The 23,039-nt window shown below is 60.9% G+C and carries 18 protein-coding genes; 1 reads left to right on the top strand and 17 read right to left on the bottom strand.

Features of this window, described 5'->3' with window-relative positions; genetic code table 11:
* Nucleotides 1-66 precede the first annotated feature (66 nt).
* Nucleotides 67-1,299: a L,D-transpeptidase family protein gene (locus BSY240_RS05310; protein ID WP_069043837.1), complete on the top strand. Its 1,233-nt coding sequence runs from the start codon at nucleotides 67-69 to the stop codon at nucleotides 1,297-1,299.
* A 3-nt stretch (nucleotides 1,300-1,302) separates the two neighbouring features.
* Here BSY240_RS05310 and dnaE read toward each other — a convergent pair whose 3' ends face one another.
* From dnaE to BSY240_RS05395, 17 genes are all read right to left on the bottom strand, one after another.
* Entirely contained in the window at nucleotides 1,303-4,803 is a 3,501-nt protein-coding gene (gene dnaE, locus BSY240_RS05315) for a DNA polymerase III subunit alpha (RefSeq protein WP_069041623.1), read from the bottom strand.
* Between the two features lie 340 nt (nucleotides 4,804-5,143).
* The gene (locus tag BSY240_RS05320) at nucleotides 5,144-5,833 is read right to left on the bottom strand and encodes an ABC transporter ATP-binding protein (protein WP_054150637.1); all 690 of its coding nucleotides are present in this window, start codon (nucleotides 5,831-5,833) and stop codon (nucleotides 5,144-5,146) included.
* Between the two features lie 14 nt (nucleotides 5,834-5,847).
* Nucleotides 5,848-7,155 (bottom strand): lipoprotein-releasing ABC transporter permease subunit, encoded by a 1,308-nt coding sequence (locus tag BSY240_RS05325; RefSeq protein WP_054150636.1) that lies wholly within the window; start codon nucleotides 7,153-7,155, stop codon nucleotides 5,848-5,850.
* Between the two features lie 64 nt (nucleotides 7,156-7,219).
* Nucleotides 7,220-8,542, bottom strand: coding sequence for a proline--tRNA ligase (gene proS / locus BSY240_RS05330; protein ID WP_069041624.1), 1,323 nt, complete (start codon nucleotides 8,540-8,542; stop codon nucleotides 7,220-7,222).
* A gap of 503 nt (nucleotides 8,543-9,045) precedes the next feature.
* On the bottom strand, nucleotides 9,046-9,324 hold the full coding sequence (locus BSY240_RS05335; protein WP_054150634.1) for a DUF1467 family protein: 279 nt from the start codon (nucleotides 9,322-9,324) through the stop codon (nucleotides 9,046-9,048).
* Nucleotides 9,325-9,479: 155 nt separating this feature from the next.
* Complete coding sequence (gene mce / locus BSY240_RS05340) at nucleotides 9,480-9,884, bottom strand: methylmalonyl-CoA epimerase (RefSeq protein WP_069041625.1); 405 nt, start codon at nucleotides 9,882-9,884, stop codon at nucleotides 9,480-9,482.
* Nucleotides 9,885-9,939: 55 nt separating this feature from the next.
* A complete protein-coding gene (locus tag BSY240_RS05345; RefSeq protein ID WP_069041626.1) occupies nucleotides 9,940-11,607 on the bottom strand; it encodes a ribonuclease J in 1,668 nt (555 codons plus the stop codon).
* An 18-nt stretch (nucleotides 11,608-11,625) separates the two neighbouring features.
* Nucleotides 11,626-12,393 carry a biotin--[acetyl-CoA-carboxylase] ligase gene (locus BSY240_RS05350; RefSeq protein ID WP_069041627.1) on the bottom strand — a complete coding sequence of 256 codons (768 nt, stop codon included), beginning with the start codon at nucleotides 12,391-12,393 and terminating at the stop codon, nucleotides 11,626-11,628.
* Nucleotides 12,390-13,835, bottom strand: coding sequence for an NADH-quinone oxidoreductase subunit NuoN (nuoN, locus tag BSY240_RS05355; RefSeq protein WP_054150630.1), 1,446 nt, complete (start codon nucleotides 13,833-13,835; stop codon nucleotides 12,390-12,392). The genes BSY240_RS05350 and nuoN overlap by 4 nt, the downstream gene beginning before the upstream one ends.
* Before the next feature lie 18 nt (nucleotides 13,836-13,853).
* A complete protein-coding gene (locus BSY240_RS05360) occupies nucleotides 13,854-15,365 on the bottom strand; it encodes an NADH-quinone oxidoreductase subunit M (RefSeq protein ID WP_069041628.1) in 1,512 nt (503 codons plus the stop codon).
* Entirely contained in the window at nucleotides 15,365-17,359 is a 1,995-nt protein-coding gene (gene nuoL, locus BSY240_RS05365; protein WP_069041629.1) for an NADH-quinone oxidoreductase subunit L, read from the bottom strand. The genes BSY240_RS05360 and nuoL overlap by 1 nt, the downstream gene beginning before the upstream one ends.
* A 7-nt stretch (nucleotides 17,360-17,366) precedes the next feature.
* The gene (gene nuoK, locus BSY240_RS05370) at nucleotides 17,367-17,675 is read right to left on the bottom strand and encodes an NADH-quinone oxidoreductase subunit NuoK (protein WP_054150627.1); all 309 of its coding nucleotides are present in this window, start codon (nucleotides 17,673-17,675) and stop codon (nucleotides 17,367-17,369) included.
* A gap of 29 nt (nucleotides 17,676-17,704) precedes the next feature.
* Nucleotides 17,705-18,319, bottom strand: coding sequence for an NADH-quinone oxidoreductase subunit J (locus BSY240_RS05375; RefSeq protein WP_069041630.1), 615 nt, complete (start codon nucleotides 18,317-18,319; stop codon nucleotides 17,705-17,707).
* Nucleotides 18,320-18,470: 151 nt separating this feature from the next.
* Nucleotides 18,471-18,959, bottom strand: a complete 489-nt coding sequence (nuoI, locus tag BSY240_RS05380; RefSeq protein WP_054150625.1) for an NADH-quinone oxidoreductase subunit NuoI — start codon at nucleotides 18,957-18,959, stop codon at nucleotides 18,471-18,473.
* Nucleotides 18,960-18,998: 39 nt separating this feature from the next.
* Nucleotides 18,999-20,042, bottom strand: coding sequence for an NADH-quinone oxidoreductase subunit NuoH (nuoH, locus tag BSY240_RS05385; RefSeq protein WP_069041631.1), 1,044 nt, complete (start codon nucleotides 20,040-20,042; stop codon nucleotides 18,999-19,001).
* A gap of 12 nt (nucleotides 20,043-20,054) precedes the next feature.
* Entirely contained in the window at nucleotides 20,055-22,136 is a 2,082-nt protein-coding gene (nuoG, locus tag BSY240_RS05390; RefSeq protein ID WP_054150623.1) for an NADH-quinone oxidoreductase subunit NuoG, read from the bottom strand.
* 142 nt (nucleotides 22,137-22,278) lie between these two features.
* Nucleotides 22,279-23,034 carry a hypothetical protein gene (locus BSY240_RS05395; protein ID WP_069041632.1) on the bottom strand — a complete coding sequence of 252 codons (756 nt, stop codon included), beginning with the start codon at nucleotides 23,032-23,034 and terminating at the stop codon, nucleotides 22,279-22,281.
* Nucleotides 23,035-23,039: the final 5 nt, after the last annotated feature.

The raw sequence follows: 23,039 nt of genomic DNA on the forward strand, positions 1-23,039 counted from the left end.
AAACTTTTCTTAAACATCGTCGCTTACACTGCGATTGCTTGTGTATTGCGTTTCAAATGGTCGACCATGTTTCAGCGTTTCGCCCTCGCCGTCAGCCTGTCTCTCATGTCCAGCACGGCGCTTGCCGCCGATGGTCCGCTCCAGATCTATATCTCAAAGGCGGAACAGACGCTGACCGTCTACGACGGTGACGAGGTGGTGGCGACGACAAAAGTCTCGACCGGCAAGCCCGGACATACCACGCCATCGGGGATCTTCTCGATCCTGGAGAAGCGCAAGTATCACGAGTCCAACCTCTATTCGAACGCGCCCATGCCCTTCATGCAACGTCTGACCTGGTCGGGCATCGCGTTGCACGAGGGCAAGCTGCCCGGCTATCCGGCCTCGCATGGTTGCGTGCGCCTGCCGAACGGCTTCGCCAAGACGCTCTTTTCCATGACCGAGCGCGGCGCGCATGTGATCATCACCGACGATGCCATAGCGCCAAAGTCCATCACCCACGCCAATCTGTTCACGCCGCGCCTCCCGGTTGACGATGGCGGGCTGCTGTCGGACGTAGAGCTCAGGCCCGGACGTGTCGAGGCGGGGCTGGGCCCCGTCGAAGTGGCCATGAACGCAGTTCCACCGCGCAGCGGTGCCGAGACAAAGGTGACGATCGAGGAACCACCTCCGCTGCGTATCCTGATTACACGACGCACCCAGCGCGACGTCGTGTCCGACGTCCAGCGGCTTCTCGGCACGCTCGGCTTCGATGCCGGCGTTTCCGATGGCTTGCTCGGCACGCGGACCATTGCGGCGGTCAAGGCGTTCAAGGAGAAGCATGAGATAGCAAAGGACGCACAGATCCTGTCTGAGACTTTTCTCGGGACGCTCTATATGCAGGCCGGCGAGGACCACCCGCCGACGGGCCAGCTGATGATCCGGCAGAAATTCGCGCCACTCTTTTCAGCCCCCGTCAACATCCGGGAGCCAGAGAAGGCGCTTGGCACCCATTTCATCGAAGCGACTGCTGTCGATCGCTACAAGCGGAAGGCCGAATGGCGTGGCGTGACGCTCGATGACCACCTTCCTGCATCGACGCAGAAGCGTCTTGGCATCGTCACCCCGGCGGACGACAAGTCGATCTTCTCGGCCGAGGCGGCGCTGTCGCGCATCGTCATCCCGGACGACGTGCGCGCCCGCATCGAAACCATGCTGAGCGAGGGATCCTCGATCACCATCTCGGATACCGGCATCGGCCCGGAGACCGGCGACGGGACGGACTTCATCACCGTGACACGTTCGAAGCCGCGGGCCTGACGATCAGACCAGTTCTACGTCGAGCACGCCGGGCGTCGAGCGCATGGCGGCGGCGATCTCCGGGGAGATGCGGAAGCGCTCCGTCAGTTCTACCTCGATTTCACGCTGGCCTTCATCCTTGATCACGATGAAGGAGACAAGGCCGTCGCCCCTTGCGTTCAGATGTGCAGCGACGGCGCGCAAGGGACCGGAATCCCGGACGAAAACGCGCATCGCCTTCTGCATGCGGATCGACTGTTCTTCGAGCGACTGCGCCGTCTGGATGCGCAGGCCGATGCCCTCGGGGCGCTCTTCCGCCTGCACAGTCAGCACCAGCGACTTGCCGGCCTCGAGCAGGTCGCGATACTGGTTGAGACCTTCCGAGAAGAGAACCGCTTCATACTGGCCCGAGGCATCCGAGAAGGTGACGATGCCCATCTTGTTGCCAGTGCGGGTCTTGCGCTCCTGACGGGAAATGACGGTGCCGGCGAGCCGGCCGGCGGAGGCGCCCTGCTTTACGGCAACCGAGAAATCCGCGAAATTCTGGACGCGCAGTTTGTCGAGCAGGTCTCTGTACGCGTCGAGGGGGTGAGCGGAGAGATAGAAGCCGAGCACCTGGAATTCCCGCATCAGCTTTTCCGAGGAAAGCCAGGGCGTATAGGGTGCAAAGGCGATCCGTTCGGGCCCGCTTGCGCCGCCGGAGCCGAACATGTCGGACTGGCCGCTGACGGCATTTTCCTGGGCCCGCTGGGCATAACCCATGATGCGATCGATGCTGCCGACGAGTTCGGCGCGGTCGCGACCGAAGCAGTCGAAGGCACCGGCGGCGATCAGGCTTTCAAAGACACGGCGGTTGATCTGTTTCGGATCGATCCTGAGGCAGAAATCCTCGATGCTGTCGAAAGGCTTGTCGCCTCGGACCTCAACGATGTGATCGACGGCGCCTTCACCGACACCCTTGAGTGCGGCGAGCGCGTAGTAGATGCGGTTCGGCCCGGTCTGGAAGTGACGATAGGAAGTCTGAACAGAAGGCGGCACGACTTCGATGCCGAGGCGGCCGGCATCCTGGCGGAAGTCGACGAGCTTTTCGGTGTTCGACATATCGAGCGTCATCGATGCCGCGAGGAACTCGACCGGATAATGCGCCTTCATGTAGGCCGTCTGATAGGAGACGATGGCGTAGGCTGCGGCGTGCGACTTGTTGAAGCCGTAGTTGGCGAATTTTGCCAACAGTTCGAAGATGTTGTTCGCCTGTGGCTTGGAGACCCCATTCTTCATCGCGCCGTCGACGAAACGGACCGACTGCTGGTCCATCTCCGCCTTGATCTTCTTACCCATGGCGCGGCGCAAAAGGTCAGCTTCGCCGAGCGAGTAGCCCGACAGGACCTGCGCGATCTGCATGACCTGTTCCTGGTAGACGATAACGCCCTGGGTTTCCTTGAGCAGATAGTCGATCTTGGGATGGATCGAGGCGATCTCCTCTTCGCCATGCTTGCGGGCATTGTAGACCGGGATGTTTTCCATCGGGCCCGGACGATAAAGCGCGACGAGGGCGATGATGTCCTCGATGCAGTCGGGGCGCATGCCGATGAGGGCCTTGCGCATGCCGGCACTTTCTACCTGGAACACGCCGACCGTTTCACCACGCGAGAGCATTTCGTAGGTCAAGGTGTCATCGAGCGGGATGGCCGCGAGATCGACCTTGTGGCCACGCTGCTCCTCGACGAAATCGACAGCCGTCTTCAGGACAGTCAGCGTCTTCAGGCCGAGGAAGTCGAACTTAACGAGACCGGCCTGTTCGACCCATTTCATGTTGAACTGGGTGACCGGCATGTCGGAGCGCGGATCGCGGTACATCGGCACCAGCTTCGACAGCGGGCGATCGCCGATGACGATACCGGCAGCGTGGGTCGAGGCGTGGCGGTAGAGACCCTCGATCTTCTGGGCTATCTCAAGAAGCCGCGCGACCACGGGCTCCTCCTCGGCAGCCTCTTGAAGCTTGGGCTCCTCCTCGATCGCCTTTGAGAGCGGCGTCGGATTGGCAGGATTGTTCGGCACCAGCTTGCAGATCTTGTCGACCTGGCCATAGGGCATTTCCAGCACGCGGCCGACGTCGCGGAGCGCCGCACGCGCCTGCAGCGAACCAAAGGTGATGATCTGGCCCACCTGCTCGCGACCATACTTGCGCTGAACGTAGCGAATGACCTCTTCGCGGCGCTCCTGACAGAAGTCGATGTCGAAGTCGGGCATCGAGACGCGTTCCGGGTTGAGGAAGCGTTCGAAGAGCAGCGAGAAGCGCAAGGGATCGACGTCGGTGATGGTCAGGGCATAGGCGACGAGCGAGCCCGCACCCGAACCACGGCCCGGGCCGACCGGGATGTCATGCTGTTTCGCCCATTTGATGAAGTCCGAAACGATCAGGAAGTAGCCTGGGAACTTCATGCGTTCGATGACCGAGAGTTCGAACTCCAGCCGGTCACGATAATCCTTTTCCTCGTAGCCCGGCGCCATGCCGAGGGCTGCCAGACGCTGGTCGAGCCCCTCCTCCGCCTGACGGCGCAGCTCGAGTGCTTCCTCTCGTTCGGCTTCTTCTGGATCGTCGCTGCCACCGGTAAAGCGCGGCAAGATGGGCTTGCGGGTATCGAGAACGAAGCAGCAGCGACGGGCGATCTCGACGGAATTCTCCAGCGCTTCCGGCAGGTCGGCGAAGAGCTTCATCATGTCCGCCCGGCTCTTCAGATAATGATCGGGGGTCAGGCGGAAGCGGTCGTCGTTCGAGACGATGGCATTGTGAGCGACCGCCATCAGGGCGTCATGGGCATCGTAATCGTCGCGGGCCGGGAAGAAAGCCTCGTTGGTCGCGACCAGCGGCAGATCATGCTCATAGGCGAGCTGGACCATGCGCCGCTCATGCGTGCGATCATAGTCGCCATGGCGCTGCAGTTCGACATAAAGGCGATCGCCGAACAGGTGCTTCAATGCGACGAGGCGGCTTTCGGCCTGGGTCTTGTGACCGTCTTTGAGGATACGATCGACCGGCCCGCCACCGGCGCCCGTCAACAGGATCAGGCCCTCGGTGCCGCTCTCTTCGAGCCAGGAAAGCTTTACATGGGTCGGCTGCCCCGCGTCGCCGCCGAGATAGGCCCGGCTGACGAGATCCACGAGGCGCTCATAGCCGTCAGCGTCGGAGGCCAGGACCACAACCGACGGCAGATCCGGCATATGGCCATTACCGCCGCGCTTCTCGCCGGTCGAATCTTCCATGTCGATCGACAGCTGGCAGCCGATGATCGGCTGGATGCCATCGCCGAGCGCCTTCTGGGAAAACTCGAGCGCAACGAAAAGATTGTTTGTGTCAGTGATCGCGATCGCCGGCTGGTCGTCGGCGACAGCTTTGCCAAGGATCTTCTTGAGCGGCAGAGCGCCCTCAAGCAGCGAATAGGCAGAATGCACCCGCAAGTGCACGAAACCCGGGCCATCACCCAGTCCACCGGACGCCTGCCTGTCGACGCTGTCCTCGCCCATACCGCTTCATTCCCTGATTTCTGAATCGGTCGGGATTTTCGGCTTTCAGGCTCACGAAGTCCAGAAGGAAGTCGGGCGGCAAAGCCTTCCTCACCAGCTTTGCCGCCCGCAGTATCAGAGCGCCATCATCAGCAGCGCCATGCTGGATACGAAAACGGCCATCGAGGCAAATGCAGCAACGTCACGAAGAATTTCGGTCATTTCTGTCTCCTTGTCCCTTTATGTTTTTATTTTGTTCCGCTCTTGTTCCAATGTCAACCTAAAAAAACCGCAACCTCGGCGGAACAAATTCCACCGAGGCGCACGGCCATCCGGAAAGAAGACAGAAACTGGAGAGAGGTCAGACCTGGAGTTCGACGACCTTGCCATCGACCAGGGTGACGCAGCGGTCCATCCGGCGGGCGATGTCGTGATTGTGGGTCGCAATCATCGCTGACAAACCAGACTGGCGGACCAGTGCTTCGAGCGCCGAGAAGACATAACTTGCCGTCTCGGGATCGAGGTTGCCGGTCGGTTCGTCGGCAAGCAGCACCAGCGGTGCGTTGGCGACTGCGCGGGCGATCGCCACGCGCTGCTGTTCGCCGCCGGAGAGTTCGGCCGGGCGGTGATCGGCGCGATTGCCGACACGCATATAGTCGAGAAGCTGCTTGGCGCGTTCGGCGGCCTCCGGCTTGGTGAGTCCGGCGATCAGCTGCGGCATCATCACGTTTTCCAGCGCGGTGAATTCAGGCAGCAGATGGTGGAACTGATAGACGAAGCCGATCGACTTTCGGCGAATTGCGGTGCGCTGCTCGTCGCCCAGTTCCTGGCAGGCAACGCCGCCAACCGTCACGTCGCCGCCATCGGGGTGCTCAAGAAGCCCGGCAACATGCAGAAGCGTAGACTTGCCGGTGCCCGACGGGGCGACCAGCGCCACGGTCTCGCCAGTGCGCAAGGTAAAGTCCGCACCTTTCAGGATCGAGAGCACTGTTTCGCCCTGACCGTAATGGCGATCGATGCCGGCAAGCGAGAGAACCACGTCTTTTGCCATTGATTTTGGCATCCTCATTCGTAACGCAGGGCCTGGACAGGATCCAGGCGCGAGGCCCGCCAGGCCGGGAAGATGGTGGCCATGAAGGACAGGCTGAGCGCCATGATGACCACCGAGATGGTCTCACTTGCATTCATGTCCGCCGGCAGCTGGCTCAGGAAATAAAGCTCGGGATCGAAGAGCATCGTTCCCGACACCCAGGAGAAGAACTGGCGGATGCTTTCGATGTTGAGACACACGACCACACCCATCACGACGCCGGCAAGCGTGCCGGCCGTGCCGATCGCTGCACCCGTCATGAAGAAGATGCGCATGATGGCGCCCGATGTCGCGCCCATGGTGCGCAGGATCGCGATGTCGCTCGCCTTGTCCTTCACCAGCATGATCAGACCGGAGATGATGTTGAGTGCCGCCACGAGAACGATCAGCGTCAGGATCATGAACATGACATTGCGCTCGACCTGGAGCGCCGAGAAGAAGGTCTGGTTGCGCTGGCGCCAGTCGGTCAGGAAGATCTGGCGGCCGGCGGCTTCCTCGATCAGCGGGCGCAGTTCGTCGACTGCGTCAGGATCCGAAATGAAGAGCTCGATCGACTGCACGATGCCTTCGACGTTGAAATAGAGCTGCGATTCCTCAAGCGGCATATAGATGATCGACGCATCATATTCCGACATGCCGATCTCGAAGATGGCCGCAACGGGGTAGGACTTCACGCGCGGATTGACGCCGAGCGGCGTGATGTCGCCTTCGGGCGAAACCAGCGTAATCGTATCACCGGCGGACAAGCCCAGTTGTGCTGCCATGCGCGAGCCGATCAGCACACCCTGCCCCGTGGCAAAGCCGACCATGTCGCCCTGTCGGATATTGGAGGAGACGACGGTGAGCTTGGTCAGGTCATCCGGACGGATGCCGCGCACCAGCGCACCCGTGCCAGCGCCCTGGCGACCCGAGGCAAGCGTCTGGCCTTCAACCAGCGGCAGCGCCATGGTGACGCCCGGAACGGCAGCAAAGCGCTCGGCAAGCCCCGCATAATCGGTCAGCGGCTGATCGACGGCTTGAACGATCATGTGGCCATTGATGCCGAGAATGCGCGAGACGAGTTCGGTGCGGAAGCCGTTCATGACCGCCATGACGATGATCAGCGTCGCCACACCGAGCATTATGCCGATGAAGGAGAAGCCGGCAATGACGGAAATGAAGGCTTCCTTGCGCCGGGCGCGCAGATAGCGCCAGGCCACCATGCGTTCAAAGCCGGAAAAGGCGCGCGCTGATGCGGCCTTGTCCGTGTCCACCGTCTCTTTGCCAACGGCCGTCGTCGCCATGGTTTCTCCTTGCCTCGGGATCAAGTCTCAAGACCCGACCTTGGTTCGGCGTAAGGCTTTTGCCTCAGGCCGTCAGCTTGTTGATCGCCGCTTCGATCGTCAGCGTCTCACGGGCACCGGTCTTGCGGTCCTTGAGCTCGACTTCGCCGGCAGCAACGGCACGCGGGCCCGCAATGACCTGGACCGGCACGCCGATCAGATCGGCGGTCGCGAACTTCGTGCCTGCACGATCGTCGGTGTCGTCGTAGAGCACGTCCTTGCCAGCATTCTGCAGCGCGACGTAGAGGCGGTCGCAGGTCGTGTCGCAAGCCTCGTCACCCGGCTTCATGTTGATGACAACAGCATCGAAGGGCGCGACCGAAGCCGGCCAGATGATTCCGTTCTCGTCATGCGAGGCTTCGATGATGGCCGGAACAAGGCGCGTCGGGCCGATACCGTAGGAACCCATGTGGACAAGATGCTCCTTGCCGTCGGGCCCTTGCACCTTGGCGCCCATTGGCTCGGAATATTTGGTGCCGAAATAGAAGATGTGACCGACCTCGATGCCGCGCGCCGAGAGACGATCATTCTCGCCGATGGCGTCAAAGGCGGCTTCGTCATGCATTTCGGAGGTGGCGGCGTAAACCGAGGTCCACTTGTCAAAAACGGACTGCAGGCCATCGACGCTGTCGAAATCGGTGTCGGCAGCCGGAATGTCGAAATCGACGAAGCTCTTGTGGCAATAGACTTCAGATTCGCCGGTGTCGGCCAGAATGATGAATTCGTGACTGTGATTGCCGCCGATTGGGCCGGTGTCGGCGCGCATAGGGATGGCGCGCAGACCGAGGCGATCGAAGGTGCGCAGGTAAGCGACGAACATCTTGTTATAGGAATGGATCGCGTCGGCCTGGGTCAGGTCGAAGGAATAGGCATCCTTCATCAGGAATTCGCGCGAGCGCATGGTGCCGAAGCGCGGACGGATCTCGTCGCGGAACTTCAGCTGGATGTGATACAGGTTGAGCGGCAGGCTCTTGTAGGACTTGACCGACGAGCGGAAGATGTCGGTGATCATTTCCTCATTGGTCGGGCCATAGAGCATCGGACGGTCCTGCCGGTCGCGAATGCGCAGCATTTCCTTGCCGTAATCCTCGTAACGACCGCTTTCCTGCCAGAGCTCGGCCGACTGCAGTGTCGGCATGGAGAGTTCGATGGCGCCGGCGCGGTTCTGCTCTTCGCGGATGATGGCGTTGACCTTGTCGAGCACGCGCTTGCCGAGCGGCAGCCAGGAATAGATCCCCTGGCTCTGCTGGCGGATCATGCCCGTCCGCAGCATCAGGCGGTGGGAAACGATCTCGGCTTCCTTGGGGTTTTCCTTCAGGATCGGCATGAAGTAGCGCGACAGACGCATAACGAATTCCAGATGGTTATCGATGCCGCCAAATCAGGCGGAATCAGCGATTGAAACGGGATGTCAGGAAGCGTTCATAGCCGGTTGGACATGAGAAGAAAACCCGCAAGCGCCGTTCGCTGCCCTCGCCCACAGCCGGCACCTCAAGCGCGCCATTGGGTCGCGCAGGGGACACGTGATTGCGACGTCGAAACCTGAAAATCAGATCATTCCATGACGCTTATGCGACAAAGCGACATGAGGAATTTTTTTTGGATGGGTGTAACAAATCTGCAAGATTCAGGGGTGACAAGGGTCACTGATTGGGCTAGGTTCAGCCCATAAAAGAGGCAGGGAGTACAAATCTTTGCCACACTCGCGGTCAAGTCTTGGGAGGATCAGATCTAGGCGCGCCCGTTCGCAGCCCCTTAATTGGTGAAGGATCACGCGAAGCTTCGAACAAGGTCTTTTGACCTTGTTTTTTTTTGCCTAGTCGACGGAATGGGCGCGATGAGAGGCGCCGATCAGCCTTGCGGCTCAACGCCCGGCATGATGACCGGCAGATCGTTGAAGCTGATGCCAAAATAAGTGCCGGCGACATACCAGGCGCCATAGATCAGTGCAGAGACGATGGAAGTGGTCAGGAAGATGCGCGCCGCGCGGAAGCGGGTGGGAGCACTGGCCACGGTTCCCGGCACGACGTTCTGATCCTCGTCCTGGGTGCGAAGGCCGATAGGCAGCACCGCAAACAGCACCAGCCACCAGATCACAAAATAGACCGCCAGTCCCGACAGGATCGCCATGATGTTTCGCTCCAGACATGAGATGGCGCCAAACGTTACGCCTGCGCCGCTCTTTCTCTCCCTATAATCGCGGAAGCTCCCGGGCACAAAGACAAAAGCGTCGCAGGCCCGTCCGAGCCGCGATCAACAAGACTTCATCGGTTCGTGAATGGGCCTCAGACCTGTTCGAGCTCGATCAGGGTGCCGAAGAAATCCTTGGGATGCAGAAACAGGACCGGCTTGCCATGGGCGCCGATCTTCGGCTCGCCACTGCCGAGTACACGAGCTCCGGTTGCTGAGAGCTGGTCGCGGGCGGCAAGGATATCGGCGACCTCGTAGCAGATGTGGTGCATGCCGCCCGAGGGAGCCTTCTCAAGGAAGGCAGCAATCGGCGAATTCTCGCCAAGCGGTTCGAGAAGTTCGACCTTGGTGTTCTCGAGTTCGACGAAAACGACGGTCACACCATGCTCGGGAAGCGCCTGTGCCTGGGACACCTTGGCGCCGAGCGTATCACGATAACTCGCGGTCGCGGCCGTGAGATCCGGAACGGCGATGGCGATGTGATTGACGCGGCCGAGCATGTCTTCCTCCAGTCGTTGCGGGCAAAGATTAGGTCATCCCTGCCCGCCTCGTCCCTCAGACTTTGGTCAGGAACACCGTGACGATCGGCTTCTTGCCCCAGACTTCGTTGGCAGTCGAGCGCACCGCGCGGCGGATGGACTCGCGAACAGTATCGAGATCCTTGCGACGGCTGCGCGGAATGCTTTCCACCGCTCCGAGAACGGCATCGTAAAGCGTATCCTCCATCAGTTCTCCCTCATGGTCGACTTCCGGAAGGCCGAAAGCCACGACATCGGGATCACCAAGGAAATCGAAGCGACTGTCGAGAAGCACACTGACGGCAACATGGCCGACATAGGAGAGCTTCTTGCGATCGGCGATACCCATTTCCTCGATGTCGCCGACGAGTTTGCCGTCCTTGTAGACGCGGCCGAAGGGTGCCTGATCGATGACTTCGGCAGGGCCCGGCGCGATGCGCAGCATGTCGCCATTGCGGACACGCGGTACGGTCGGGATGCCGGCCTGAAGCGCCAGTTCCTTCTGGGCGACCAGATGGGCGGCCTCACCATGAACGGGCACGAGGATCTGCGGACGGACCCACTCGTACATCTTGAGCAGTTCGTTGCGGCGCGGATGGCCCGAAACGTGGACAAGTGCGTCACTGTCGGTGACGATGTGGACGCCCTGCTCGATCAGACCGTTCTTGATTTCGAGGATGGCTTTCTCGTTGCCTGGAATGGCGCGCGAGGAGAACACGACCGTGTCGCCTTTCGTCAGCGCCACGTTGCGCATCTCGTCACGCGAGAGCTTGGCGAGTGCTGCGCGCGGCTCGCCCTGGCTACCGGTGAGGATAACGACGATCTTGTCGCGCGGGATGAAACCATATTCGTCTTCGGCAATGAAGGGCTTGATGCCCTGCATGATGCCGATGTCATCGGCGACCGCCGTTACGCGCTTCAGCGAACTGCCGAGCAGCAGGACTTCGCGGCCGGCCGCTTCCGCCGCCTGGGCGATCGAGCGGATACGACCGACATTCGAGGAAAAGGTGGTGATTGCCACACGGCCTTCCGCAGCTTCGATGATCTTCTGCAAACCTGCCGAAACCTCCTCCTCGGAGGGCGAAACACCATCACGCATGGCATTGGTCGAATCGCAGAACATCGCCAGCACGCCCTCGTCGCCGACGGCACGGAAGCGCTCTTCGTCGGTCAGTGGGCCGAGCGAGGGATTGTGGTCGATTTTCCAGTCACCCGTATGGATGAGATTGCCGAGCGGCGTGCGGATGACGAGCGACATCGGCTCAGGGATCGAGTGGTTCACGCCGATCGCTTCAATTTCGAACGGGCCAACATTGATCCGGTCGCCCTGCTTGAAGGGCGTGATCGGGATCTCGGCGCGCGAGCCCTCATAGTCGCGCTTGGCTTCGAGCATGCCGGCCGTGAAGCGCGAGGCATAGACAGGCACATTGAGGCCTGGCCACAGATCGTTCAGTGCACCGTAATGGTCTTCATGGGCATGGGTGATGATGATGCCCTTGAGGTTCTTCTTCTGCTTCTTGATGAAACTGATATCGGGCAGCACGAGATCGACACCCGGCAGATCCGGCCCGGCGAATGTCACGCCGCAGTCGACCATGATCCACTGGCGATTGGACGGCGGACCATAGCCGTACAATGCGAGGTTCATGCCGATTTCACCCACGCCGCCCAGCGGCAGGAAAACCAGTTCGTCGTTATTGGCCATTCTCAGTTCCGATCCAGTCTACCCGAAAAACACATCTCCGGCGGCAACCGACATCATTCTGTCGGAGCCCCGGTCGAGCAACAAAATTCCCTTATCATCGATTCCGGAAAAGATACCGGAAATCGAGCGGTCAGGGAGGTTCACAGTTATTTTCTCGCCGATGCCACAGGCGACGCAACGCCAGCGCCGCACGATCTCGGCGATCCCCCTGCCCTCGTCCCAGACGTAAAGAGCCTCTGACATCTCGACGAACAGATGGGCGAAGAACTCCGGCGGCGAAATCGAAACGCCCTGATCGGCAAGCGAGGTCACCGGATAAAGCGTCAGGTCAGGACGGTGGGCGATATTGATGCCGATCCCGATGGCAAGTGCCATGCGGCCATCGGCGATACGTTCCGCCTCGAGCAATATTCCTGACGTCTTCTTACGACCGATCAGTACGTCGTTCGGCCATTTGATCTCGACGGGTTCGCCGCCCGGCGGCATCACCGCCTGTACAGCGGCATGAACGGCCAGCGCCACGGCAAGCGGCAGCGATCCCAGTTGTTCGGCCGGTGCTGGATCCATCAGCAGAAGGGTCGAATAGAGATTGCCACGCTCGGACACCCATGGCCGGCCGCGGCGGCCGCGGCCACCGGTCTGGCGCTCGGCCGTCAACCACAGAAAACCGGAATCGCCCGCGCGAGCGCGGGCGAATGCTTCCGTATTGGTGGACGAGACTTCGTCGAGGGATTCGTGCCGGAAGTCGTCGAGCGAAATCCGGCGCGGTCTACCGAGGCTGGTCAATTAAACAACGTCTTTGCAGCTGCTTCCGCCGCGGTCCCGAGCGGACCGCCGAAGAGGACGTAACCGACCACAAAGAAGCCGGAGAGACCGAAGACGAGGCGCAGCTCGATAGACGTGCGGGCGAATTCACCCTTGGCTTCGTCGAACCACATGACCTTGATGATGCGCAGGTAGTAATAGGCGCCGATGACCGAGGCCAGAACACCGATGATCGCAAGCGCATAGAGCTTGGCTTCGATGGCAGCCACGAAGACGAAGTACTTGGCGAAGAAGCCTGCGAGCGGCGGAATGCCGGCGAGCGAGAACATCAGCGCGGTCAACACGAAGGCCATGAACGGCCGCGTGGTCGACAGGCCAGCGAGATCGTCGATGTTCTCGACATTGCCGCCTTCCTTCTGGCGCATCGCCATGATGCAGGCAAAGGTGCCGAGCGTCATCACCAGATAGATCATCATGTAGAGCAGAACGCCGGCGACGCCGGTGTCATTGCCGGCGGCGAGACCGACCAGCGCATAACCCATGTGACCGATGGAGGAATAAGCCATCAGTCGCTTGATGTTCTTCTGGCCGATCGCGGCGACCGAACCCAGGACCATCGATGCAATCGCGATGAAGACGACAATCTGCTGCCACTCGGCGAAGATCGGCAAGAAAGCGTCGATGACGATGCGCACGAAGATCGCCATGGCACCGATCTTCGGGGCCGCGGCGAGGAAGGCGGTGACCGGGGTCGGAGCGCCCTCGTAAACGTCTGGCGTCCACATGTGGAACGGAACGGCGGAGATCTTGAAGGCAAGGCCGGCGAGAACGAACACAAGGCCGAAGATCAGACCGAGCGACGGTTCGCCCTGCGACAGAACGGCGGCAATCTCGTCGAAGCCGGTATTGCCGGTGAAACCATAGACCAGCGACATGCCGTAGAGCAGCATGCCCGACGAGAGCGCGCCAAGCACGAAGTACTTGAGGCCGGCTTCAGTCGAACGCAGGCTGTCACGGTTGATGGCAGCGACGACATAGAGCGCCAGCGACATCAGTTCGAGGCCGAGATAAAGGGCGATCAGGTCATTGGCCGAGATCAGCAGCATGACGCCGAGGGTCGCGAGCACGAGCAGGACCGGGAATTCGAACTTGTCGAGGTGGTCGTAGCGGGCATGACCGACCGCCATAATCATCGCCGTCACCGAACCGATCAGGGCGAGGATCTTCATGAACTTGGCGTAGCCGTCAGCGAGATAGGCGCCATTGAAGGCCTCTCCTTCCGCGCCGGAGAAGACCAGCCAGGCACCCGAGAAGATCAGCAGCGCGATCGCCAGTCCCGTGACGACACTGTTCGACTTCTCGCCCGAAAACACGCCGATCATGAGCAGCACCATGGCGCCCACGGCCAGGATCAATTCCGGCGTGACCAGATGCAGGCTAGCAATGAGAGTTTCAACGGTCATGTCCAAAGGATCCTGTCGTCAGTTCGCAATCAGCGCCAAGGACTGGGCTGCTTGCAAGGCTGCGGAGTAGTTGTTCACCAGATTGTCGACGGAGGCGGCTGTCGCATCGAGGATGGGAGCCGGATAGACGCCGAAGAAGATGGTGAGGGCGATCAGCGGATAAAGGGTCAGCTTTTCGCGGGTGGAAAGGTCGAGCATGCTCTTCAGGCTCTCCTTTTCGAGCGCACCGAAGACGACCCGGCGATAGAGCCAGAGCGCATAGGCTGCCGAAAGGATGACGCCGGTTGCGGCAAACAGAGCGACCCAGGTGTTGACGCGGAACACGCCGATCAGGGTCAGGAACTCGCCGACGAAGCCCGAGGTGCCCGGCAGGCCGACATTGGCCATGGTGAAGACCATGAAGGCGAGCGCGTATTTCGGCATGTTGTTGACCAGACCACCATAGGCCGCGATCTCGCGGGTATGGAGACGGTCGTAGATCACGCCGACGCAGAGGAAGAGCGCGCCGGAGACAAAGCCGTGGCTGATCATCTGGAAGATCGCACCCTGTACGCCCTGCTGGTTGGCGGCGAAGATACCCATGGTGACGTAGCCCATGTGCGCGACCGAGGAATAGGCGATCAGCTTCTTCATGTCTTCCTGCATCATCGCGACCAGCGAGGTGTAGATGATGGCAATCACGGACAGCGTGAAGACGAAGGGCGCGAAGAAGTCGGATGCCAGCGGGAACATCGGCAGCGAGAAGCGCAGGAAGCCGTAGCCGCCAAGCTTCAGGAGGATGCCGGCGAGGATCACGGAGCCTGCCGTCGGTGCTTGAACGTGCGCATCCGGCAGCCAGGTATGCACAGGCCACATAGGCATCTTCACCGCGAAGGAAGCGAAGAAAGCAAGCCATAGCCAGGTCTGCATCTGCGGCGGGAAATCGTGCTGCAGAAGCGCTGCGATGTCAGTCGTGCCGGCATCCCAGTACATTGCCATGATGGCGAGCAGCATCAGCACCGAGCCGAGCAGCGTGTAGAGGAAGAACTTGTAGGATGCGTAGACGCGATCCTTGCCACCCCAGACACCGATGATGATGAACATCGGGATGAGGCCGGCTTCGAAGAAGACGTAGAAGAGCACGATGTCGAGCGACACGAAGACGCCGATCATCAGGGTCTCGAGCACCAGGAAGGCGATCATGTATTCCTTCAGGCGCTTCTCGACCGAGGTCCAGCTCGCAAGAATGCAGAAGGGCATGAGCAGCGTCGTCAGGATGACGAACAGCATCGAGATGCCGTCGACGCCGACGTGGTAGGAGATGCCGGTACCAAGCCAGGCATGCTTCTCCACCATCTGGAAGCCGGTGTTCGAATTGTCGAAGTTGATCCAGATGAAGAGCGACACGACGAAGGTGAAGACCGTCGTCAGCAGCGAAACGTTCAGGATGTTGCGGCGGCCGAGAGAAGTATCACCACGGGTCAGCAGAAGCAGAGCCACGCCGACCAGAGGAAGGAAGGTGACCGTCGAGAGAATGGGCCAATCGGTCATCAGAGGGAGCTCCCGAGCATCATCCAGGTAACAAGTGCCGCAATGCCGATGAGCATCGCGAAGGCATAGTGATAGAGGTAACCCGACTGCAGGCGGACGACCTTCTGGGTCAGGCCGCCAACGGCAGAGGCGACGCCGTTCGGGCCATAGGCGTCGATGGTGGCGACGTCACCCTTCTTCCAGAGGAAGCGCCCGAGCGCCTTGGAGGACCGAACGAAGAGGAAGTCGTAGAGCTCGTCGAAGTACCACTTGTTGAGCAGGAACTGGTAGAGCATCCACTGCTGTTCAGCGAGCTTCTTCGGCGCCGACGGGTTCTTGATATACATGTACCAGGCGGTGACGAAGCCGAGCGTCATAGCAATGAACGGGCTCCACTTCACCCACTTCGGAACGTCATGGAACTCTTCCAGTACCGTGTTGGTCGGAAGCGTGAAGAGCGCGCCCTTCCAGAACTCGGCATAGTGATGGCCGAAGAAGTAGTCGTGGAAGATGAAGCCGGCAAACAGTGCGCCGAAACCGAGCAGGTAGAACGGGATCAGCATCACCTGCGGGCTTTCATGCACATGGTGCATGACGTCAGCAGACGCACGCGGCTTGCCGAAGAAGGTCAGGAACGCCAGGCGCCAAGAATAGAAGCTCGTGAACAGAGCCGCAATCACCAGCATTGTGAAGGCAAAACCACCGACGGCCGAGCTCGAGGCGAAGGCAGACTCGATGATGTAGTCCTTCGAGAAGAAGCCAGCGGTACCGATCAGGGTTCCCGGGATACCGACACCGGTCAGAGCGATCGTACCGATCGTCATGGCCCAGAAGGTCACGGGGATGTGCTTCCTCAGACCACCCATGTAGCGCATGTCCTGCTCGCCATCGACGGCGTGGATGACGGAGCCTGCGCCCAAGAACAGGAGTGCCTTGAAGAAGGCGTGCGTGAAGAGGTGGAAGACGGCTGCGCCATAGGCGCCGACGCCGAGCGCCACGAACATGTAGCCGAGCTGCGAGCAGGTCGAATAGGCGATGACCCGCTTGATGTCGTTCTGCACAAGGCCGACGGTCGCCGCGAAGAACGCCGTGATTGCGCCGACGATGGTGACGACGGTCAGCGCATCCGGCGACAGTTCGAAGACGGGCGACATACGGGCGACGAGGAAGACGCCGGCGGTGACCATGGTTGCGGCGTGAATGAGCGCCGAAACCGGCGTCGGGCCTTCCATGGCGTCCGGCAGCCAGGTGTGCAGCAGGAACTGCGCCGACTTACCCATCGCGCCCATGAAGAGCAGCAGGCAGGCGCCGGTCAGCGCATGGCTGCGGTCAAGCTGCATGCCGAAGAGGTTCAACACGACTTCGGGCGACGCTGCAGGATCGGTCGGCAGATAGGACTGGGCCGAGGCGAAGATCGTTTCGAGGTTGATCGAGCCGAACATCACAAAGAGCGCCGAGATGCCGAGGATGAAGCCAAAGTCACCGACGCGGTTGACGATGAAGGCCTTCATGGCAGCGGCGGAAGCGGACGGCTTCTTGTACCAGAAGCCGATCAGCAGATAGGACGCAAGACCCACGCCTTCCCAGCCGAAGAACATCTGCAGCAGGTTGTCCGACGTGATGAGCATCAGCATCGCGAAGGTGAACAGCGACAGATAGGCGAAGAAACGCGGCCGATGCGGGTCGTGGTGCATGTAGCCGATCGAGTAGAGGTGCACGAGGCACGACACCGAGTTGACCACTACGAACATCACAGCCGTCAGGGTATCGATGCGGAAGGCCCATTCGACGTCGATGCCGCCGGACTGGATCCAGCGCATCACGGGCACCTTGATGACCTCGTGGGCCTCGTGGCTCATCGCGACGTTGAAGAACACGATCCAGGAGAGGATCGCCACGATGATCATCAGACCCGTGGTGATGTATTCCGACGCCTTGGCGCCGATCTGGCGGCCAAACAAGCCGGCGATCAGGAAGCCGATCAGGGGGAGAAAGACGATAGCCTTGTAGATCATGACCCGATCAGCCCTTCATCATGTTGACGTCTTCGACGGCGATGGAGCCGCGATTACGGTAGAAGACCACCAGGATCGCGAGACCAATGGCCGCTTCGGCGGCCGCGACCGTCAGGATAAACAGCGCGAAGACCTGGCCGACGAGGTCGCCGAGGAAGCTCGAGAAGGCCACCATGTTGATGTTCACAGCGAGCAGGATCAGTTCGATCGACATCAGGATGACGATGATGTTCTTGCGGTTCAGGAAGATGCCGAAGACGCCCAGGGTGAACAGCAGTGCACTGACTGTCAGGTAGTGGGAAAGACCGATTTCCATAATTCTTGTTCCTTGACCTCGTGCTCGGCTCAGACGCCCTGGCCCGGCTTGACCTTGACAACCTTGACGGCGGTTTCCGGCGTGCGGGCGACCTGGGCGGAGATGTCCTGGCGCTTGATGTTGGTGCGGTGGCGCAGCGTCAGCACGATCGCGCCGATCATGGCGACGAACAGGACGAGACCGGCGATCTGGAAGAAGAAGACGTAGTCCGTGTAGAGCACGTCGCCAAGCGCCTGGGTATTCTGGCGGTCTGCCACAGCGGGAATAGGCTGGGTGATCGCGTTCAGGGCTTCCGGGCTGATCGTGGTTCCGCCGATGACGACGACAAGTTCAACCGCAACGATGAGGCCGACGAGCGCGCCAACCGGTGCGTATTTCGCAGCCCCTGCCCTCAGTTTCGTGAAGTCGATGTCGAGCATCATCACGACGAAGAGGAAGAGAACCGCGACCGCGCCGACGTATACGACCAGCAGGATCATCGCCAGGAATTCAGCTCCCGTGAGGAGCAGAAGACCCGCCGCGTTGATGAAGGTCAGAATGAGGAACAGGACCGAATGGACCGGGTTCCGAGCCGATATCACCATGAAGGCCGAAGCCACAGCGACAAAGGCGAAGAGATAGAAAAAGAGAGCCTGAAGACCCATGTTGGTGCCTTTTCATCTTCCCCCGGACGAGGGCCCTGCCCCGCCGCCCGATAAGGCGTGACCGATATCCCCATCGGCACGCCCGTTACAAAATTCATCATGTGCCCCGGCGAAGCCCCGCGCTCCGCCAAAGGCGATCGATCCCAAGGGATCAGCGGTAGGGCGAGTCGATCGCGATGTTGCGCGCGATTTCCCGTTCCCAGCGGTCGCCGTTGTCGAGCAGGCGCGCCTTGTCGAAGTAAAGTTCTTCGCGGGTCTCGGTGGCGAACTCGAAGTTCGGTCCCTCGACGATCGCGTCGACCGGGCAGGCTTCCTGGCAGAAACCGCAATAGATGCACTTCACCATGTCGATGTCGTAACGCACCGTGCGGCGAGTGCCGTCATTGCGGCGCGGCCCGGCCTCGATGGTGATGGCCTGGGCAGGACAGATCGCCTCGCAGAGCTTGCAGGCGATGCAGCGCTCTTCGCCATTCGGATAGCGGCGCAGCGCATGCTCGCCGCGGAAGCGCGCCGATACCGGGCCCTTTTCGAACGGGTAGTTGATCGTTGCCTTCTGCTTGAAGAAGTAGCGCATCGACAGAAAGAAAGCGCCGACGAACTCCTTCAGGAAGACCGAATTGATAGCCTGTGCAATTGCCATCTTATTCTCCAATGCAGCTGAGGTTGCGGCCGGGCGTCATCACGCCCAACCCATCAGCTTGAGCACGAATGCCGTGATGATGACCATGGCGAGCGAGATCGGAAGGAAGACCTTCCAACCAAGACGCATCAGCTGGTCATAGCGGTAGCGCGGAACGAATGCCTTCACCATGGCGAACATGAAGAAGACTATTGACGCCTTCAGCACGAACCAGACGATGCCGGGGACCCAGTTCAGGAACCAGACGTCGACCGGCGGCAGCCAGCCCCCGAGGAAGAGGATCGTGGTCAGCGAGCACATCAGGACGATGGCGGCATATTCGCCGAGCATGAACATCATGTACGGGGTCGAGCCGTATTCGACCATGAAGCCGGCGACGAGTTCGGATTCGGCTTCCGGAAGGTCGAAGGGCGGACGGTTGGTTTCTGCCAATGCCGAGATGAAGAAGATCACGAACATCGGGAAGAGTGCCAGCCAGTGCCAGTCGAGGAAGGACGCCGGAAGACCCATCATCGTGCCGAGACCGGTGTTCTGGGCAAGCACGATGTCGGTGAGGTTCAGCGAACCGACGCAGAGCAGAACGGTGACGATGACGAAGCCCATCGAGACTTCATAGGAGACCATCTGCGCTGCCGAGCGAAGCGCGCCGAGGAACGGGTACTTCGAGTTCGACGCCCAGCCACCCATGATGATGCCGTAGACTTCGAGCGAGGAGACCGCAAAGACGAAGAGGATGCCGACATTGATGTTGGCGATCACCCATCCGGCATTGACCGGAATGACGGCCCAGGTTGCGAGCGCGAGCGTCACGGCAACGAGCGGGGCGAGCAGGAAGACGCCCTTGTTGGCACCGGCCGGAATGACAGGCTCCTTGAAGACAAACTTCAGAAGGTCGGCGAAGGACTGGAACAGACCCCAGGGGCCGACGACGTTCGGGCCGCGGCGCAACTGGACGGCAGCCCAGATCTTGCGGTCTGCGAGCAGGATATAGGCGATGAAGACCAGAAGGCAGACGAGCAGAAGAAGCGACTGCCCGATCATGATGGCCGCCGGCCACACATAGGTGGAAACGAAATTATCCATGGTCCCCTGCCCTTACTCTGCCGCGGCCTTGAAATTGTTGCGGGCCAATGCCGAGCACTCTGCCATGACGGCCGAAGCGCGTGCGATCGGGTTCGTCAAATAGAAGTCTTTGACCGGCGACGCAAACAGAGACTTGCCCATCTTCCCGGGTTTTTTCGCCAGTGCAGCAATATCGGCCGAAGAGCCTGGTGCGATCTCGTCGATCTCGGCGAAATGCGGGTAGGCTTCATAAAGCTTCACGCGCAGCTGCGACAGCGAATCAAAGGGCAGCTTCTTGCCAAGCACGTCGGAGAGTGCACGCAGGATCGCCCAGTCTTCGCGGGCCTCGCCCGGCGCGAAGCCGGCGCGGTTGCCCATCTGGACGCGGCCTTCGGTATTGACCCAGGTCCCCGACTTCTCGGTGTAGGTCGCGCCCGGCAGGATGACGTCGGCATAGTGTGCGCCGTTGTCGCCATGGCTGCCGATATAGACCACGCACTTGGCGGACTTCGCGGAGAAGTCCAGCTCATCGGCACCGAGCAGGAAGACGACGTCGAGCGAGGACAGCATCTGACCGGCGGCAACAGCCCCTTCGCCCGGCACGAAGCCGAGGTCGAGAGCGCCGACGCGCGAGGCTGCGGTGTGCAGGACGCAGAAGCCGTTCCATTCGTCGGAGAGCGCGCCGACATCGGCAGCGAGCTTTGCGGCGTTTGCCAGAACGGCGTTGCCGTCGGCGCCCGAAAGCGCACCCTGGCCGATGATAACAAGCGGGTTCTTTGCGGCCTTCAGAGCTTCAGCGAAGTTGTTCTTGCCAGAAACGAGGTCAGACAGCGTCTCGGTGCCAGCACCGAGATACTCATACGGGTAACGCAGCTCACCGCCTTCGCCGATCACGCCGATCGGCAGACCGCCGCGGCGCCAGCGCTTGCGAATACGGGCGTTCAAGACAGCTGCTTCGTAGCGCGGGTTGGCGCCGACGATCAGGATTGCGTCTGCGGCTTCAATGCCTTCGATGCCGGCGTTGAAGAGGTAGGTCGAGCGGCCGAGCGACGGATCAATTGCCGTCCCATCCTGGCGACAGTCGGTATTCGAGGACCCGAGTGCGTTGACGAGCGACTTCAGCGCGAAGATTTCCTCGACGGAAGCGAGGTCTCCGGCGACAGCGCCGATCTTGTCCGCGGAGGTCGAGGCAACGGCCGACTTGATCGCCGCAAAGGCTTCGGCCCAGCTTGCGGGCTGCAGGCGGCCATCCTTCTTGACATAGGGACGGTCGAGACGCTGGGTCTTCAGGCCATCCCAGATGAAGCGGGTCTTGTCGGAGATCCACTCTTCGTTGATCTGCTCGTTGACGCGCGGCATGATGCGCATGACTTCGCGACCACGCGTATCGACGCGGATCGCCGAGCCGAGCGCGTCCATGACGTCGACCGATTCGGTCTTGTTCAGTTCCCAGGGACGAGCCGTGAAGGCGAAGGGCTTGGAGGTCAGAGCGCCGACCGGGCAGAGGTCAACGACATTGCCCTGAAGCTCCGACGTCATCGCCTGCTCGAGATAGGTGGTGATCTCGGCGTCCTCGCCACGGCCGATCAGGCCGAGTTCGGCAATGCCCGCGACTTCGGTGGTGAAGCGGACGCAGCGCGTGCAGTGAATGCAGCGGTTCATCACGGTCTTGACCAGCGGTCCGATATACTTGTCTTCGACAGCGCGCTTGTTCTCGGTGTAGCGCGAGCTATCGATACCGAAGGCCATGGCCTGGTCCTGCAGGTCGCATTCGCCACCCTGGTCGCAGATCGGGCAATCCAGAGGATGGTTGATCAGCAGGAATTCCATCACGCCTTCGCGGGCCTTCTTGACCATCGGCGTGTTGGTGAAGACTTCCGGCAGTTCGCCGTTCGGGCCGCCACGGATGTCGCGCACGCCCATGGCGCAGGAGGCTGCCGGCTTCGGCGGGCCACCCTTCACCTCGACGAGGCACATGCGGCAGTTGCCGGCAACCGACAGCCGTTCATGGAAACAAAAGCGCGGAACCTCGGCGCCAGCTTCCTCGCACGCCTGCAACAGCGTGAAATGATCCGGAACCTCGATCTCTTTTCCGTCGATCTTCAGCTTAGTCATATTCGCCTTCCTGCCTCACGCTTCCGCGCATCCTGCCGGGGCATCCCTGCCGCGACTGACAGTCTTCGTCCGCACCGGATGAAAACTGCCGGTTTTATCCCTCAAGTCCGGCGCATCGCCCCCGCGCGGCCGAACCTTAATCTTAACTGCCTGACCGAGCCTTGCCACCCGCCAACCGGCGCGCCTGGCCTGCCCAGTCGTCTCGCAGCACGCGGCCGCCGAGACCCAATTCCTTGTCCAGCGCATCAAGCGCCTTCTCATTCATCTCAGCGAGGTCCTTGAAGCGGGTAATCCCCCTGCCCTTCAGGACCTGCTCGACCTTCGGCCCGATGCCATCGATCTTCTTCAGATCGTCGACCTTGCCGCTGGCCTTCCTCGGCTTCGCCGCCGGCGCGGCGGGCTCGACCTTTGCATCCGGCAGAGCCTTCGCTTGTGCTGCGGCCTTTGCCTTTGTTCCAACGGCCGGCTTTGCAGCCGCCTTGGCCTTCGGTGCAGGCTTCGGCTTTTCAGCCTTGGCTTTCACCGGGGCTGCGGCCTTGGCCTTCGCCTTCGCCAGAACCGGCTTTTCCGCCGTCACCTTGGCCGGGGTCGGCTCAGGTTCAACCTTTTCGACCGGGGCCTCGACCTTCGTCTCAGCCCCAGCTGCCGGCTTCGCCTCCGCCGCCTTGCGCTCTTCTTCGAGTTGCCGCGCAATCTGGCCGGTTACTTCCATGGCGCCCTGAATGGAGCCAAGGAAGAGCTTGCCCATCTGCGCCGCCATGCCGAAGCCGAAGGCGGTTGCGGCGGCCATGGCGGCCGCCGGATTGGTCATCAGGTCCTCAAGGCCTTCGGAGGCGCGAGCGTCAGATGCCGGTTCGTCCGGCCCCTTTTTCCCGTCCTTGTCCGAAGAGCCTGTCATCCCCT

It is taken from the genome of Agrobacterium sp. RAC06 (genome assembly GCF_001713475.1).
Lineage (GTDB): Bacteria > Pseudomonadota > Alphaproteobacteria > Rhizobiales > Rhizobiaceae > Allorhizobium.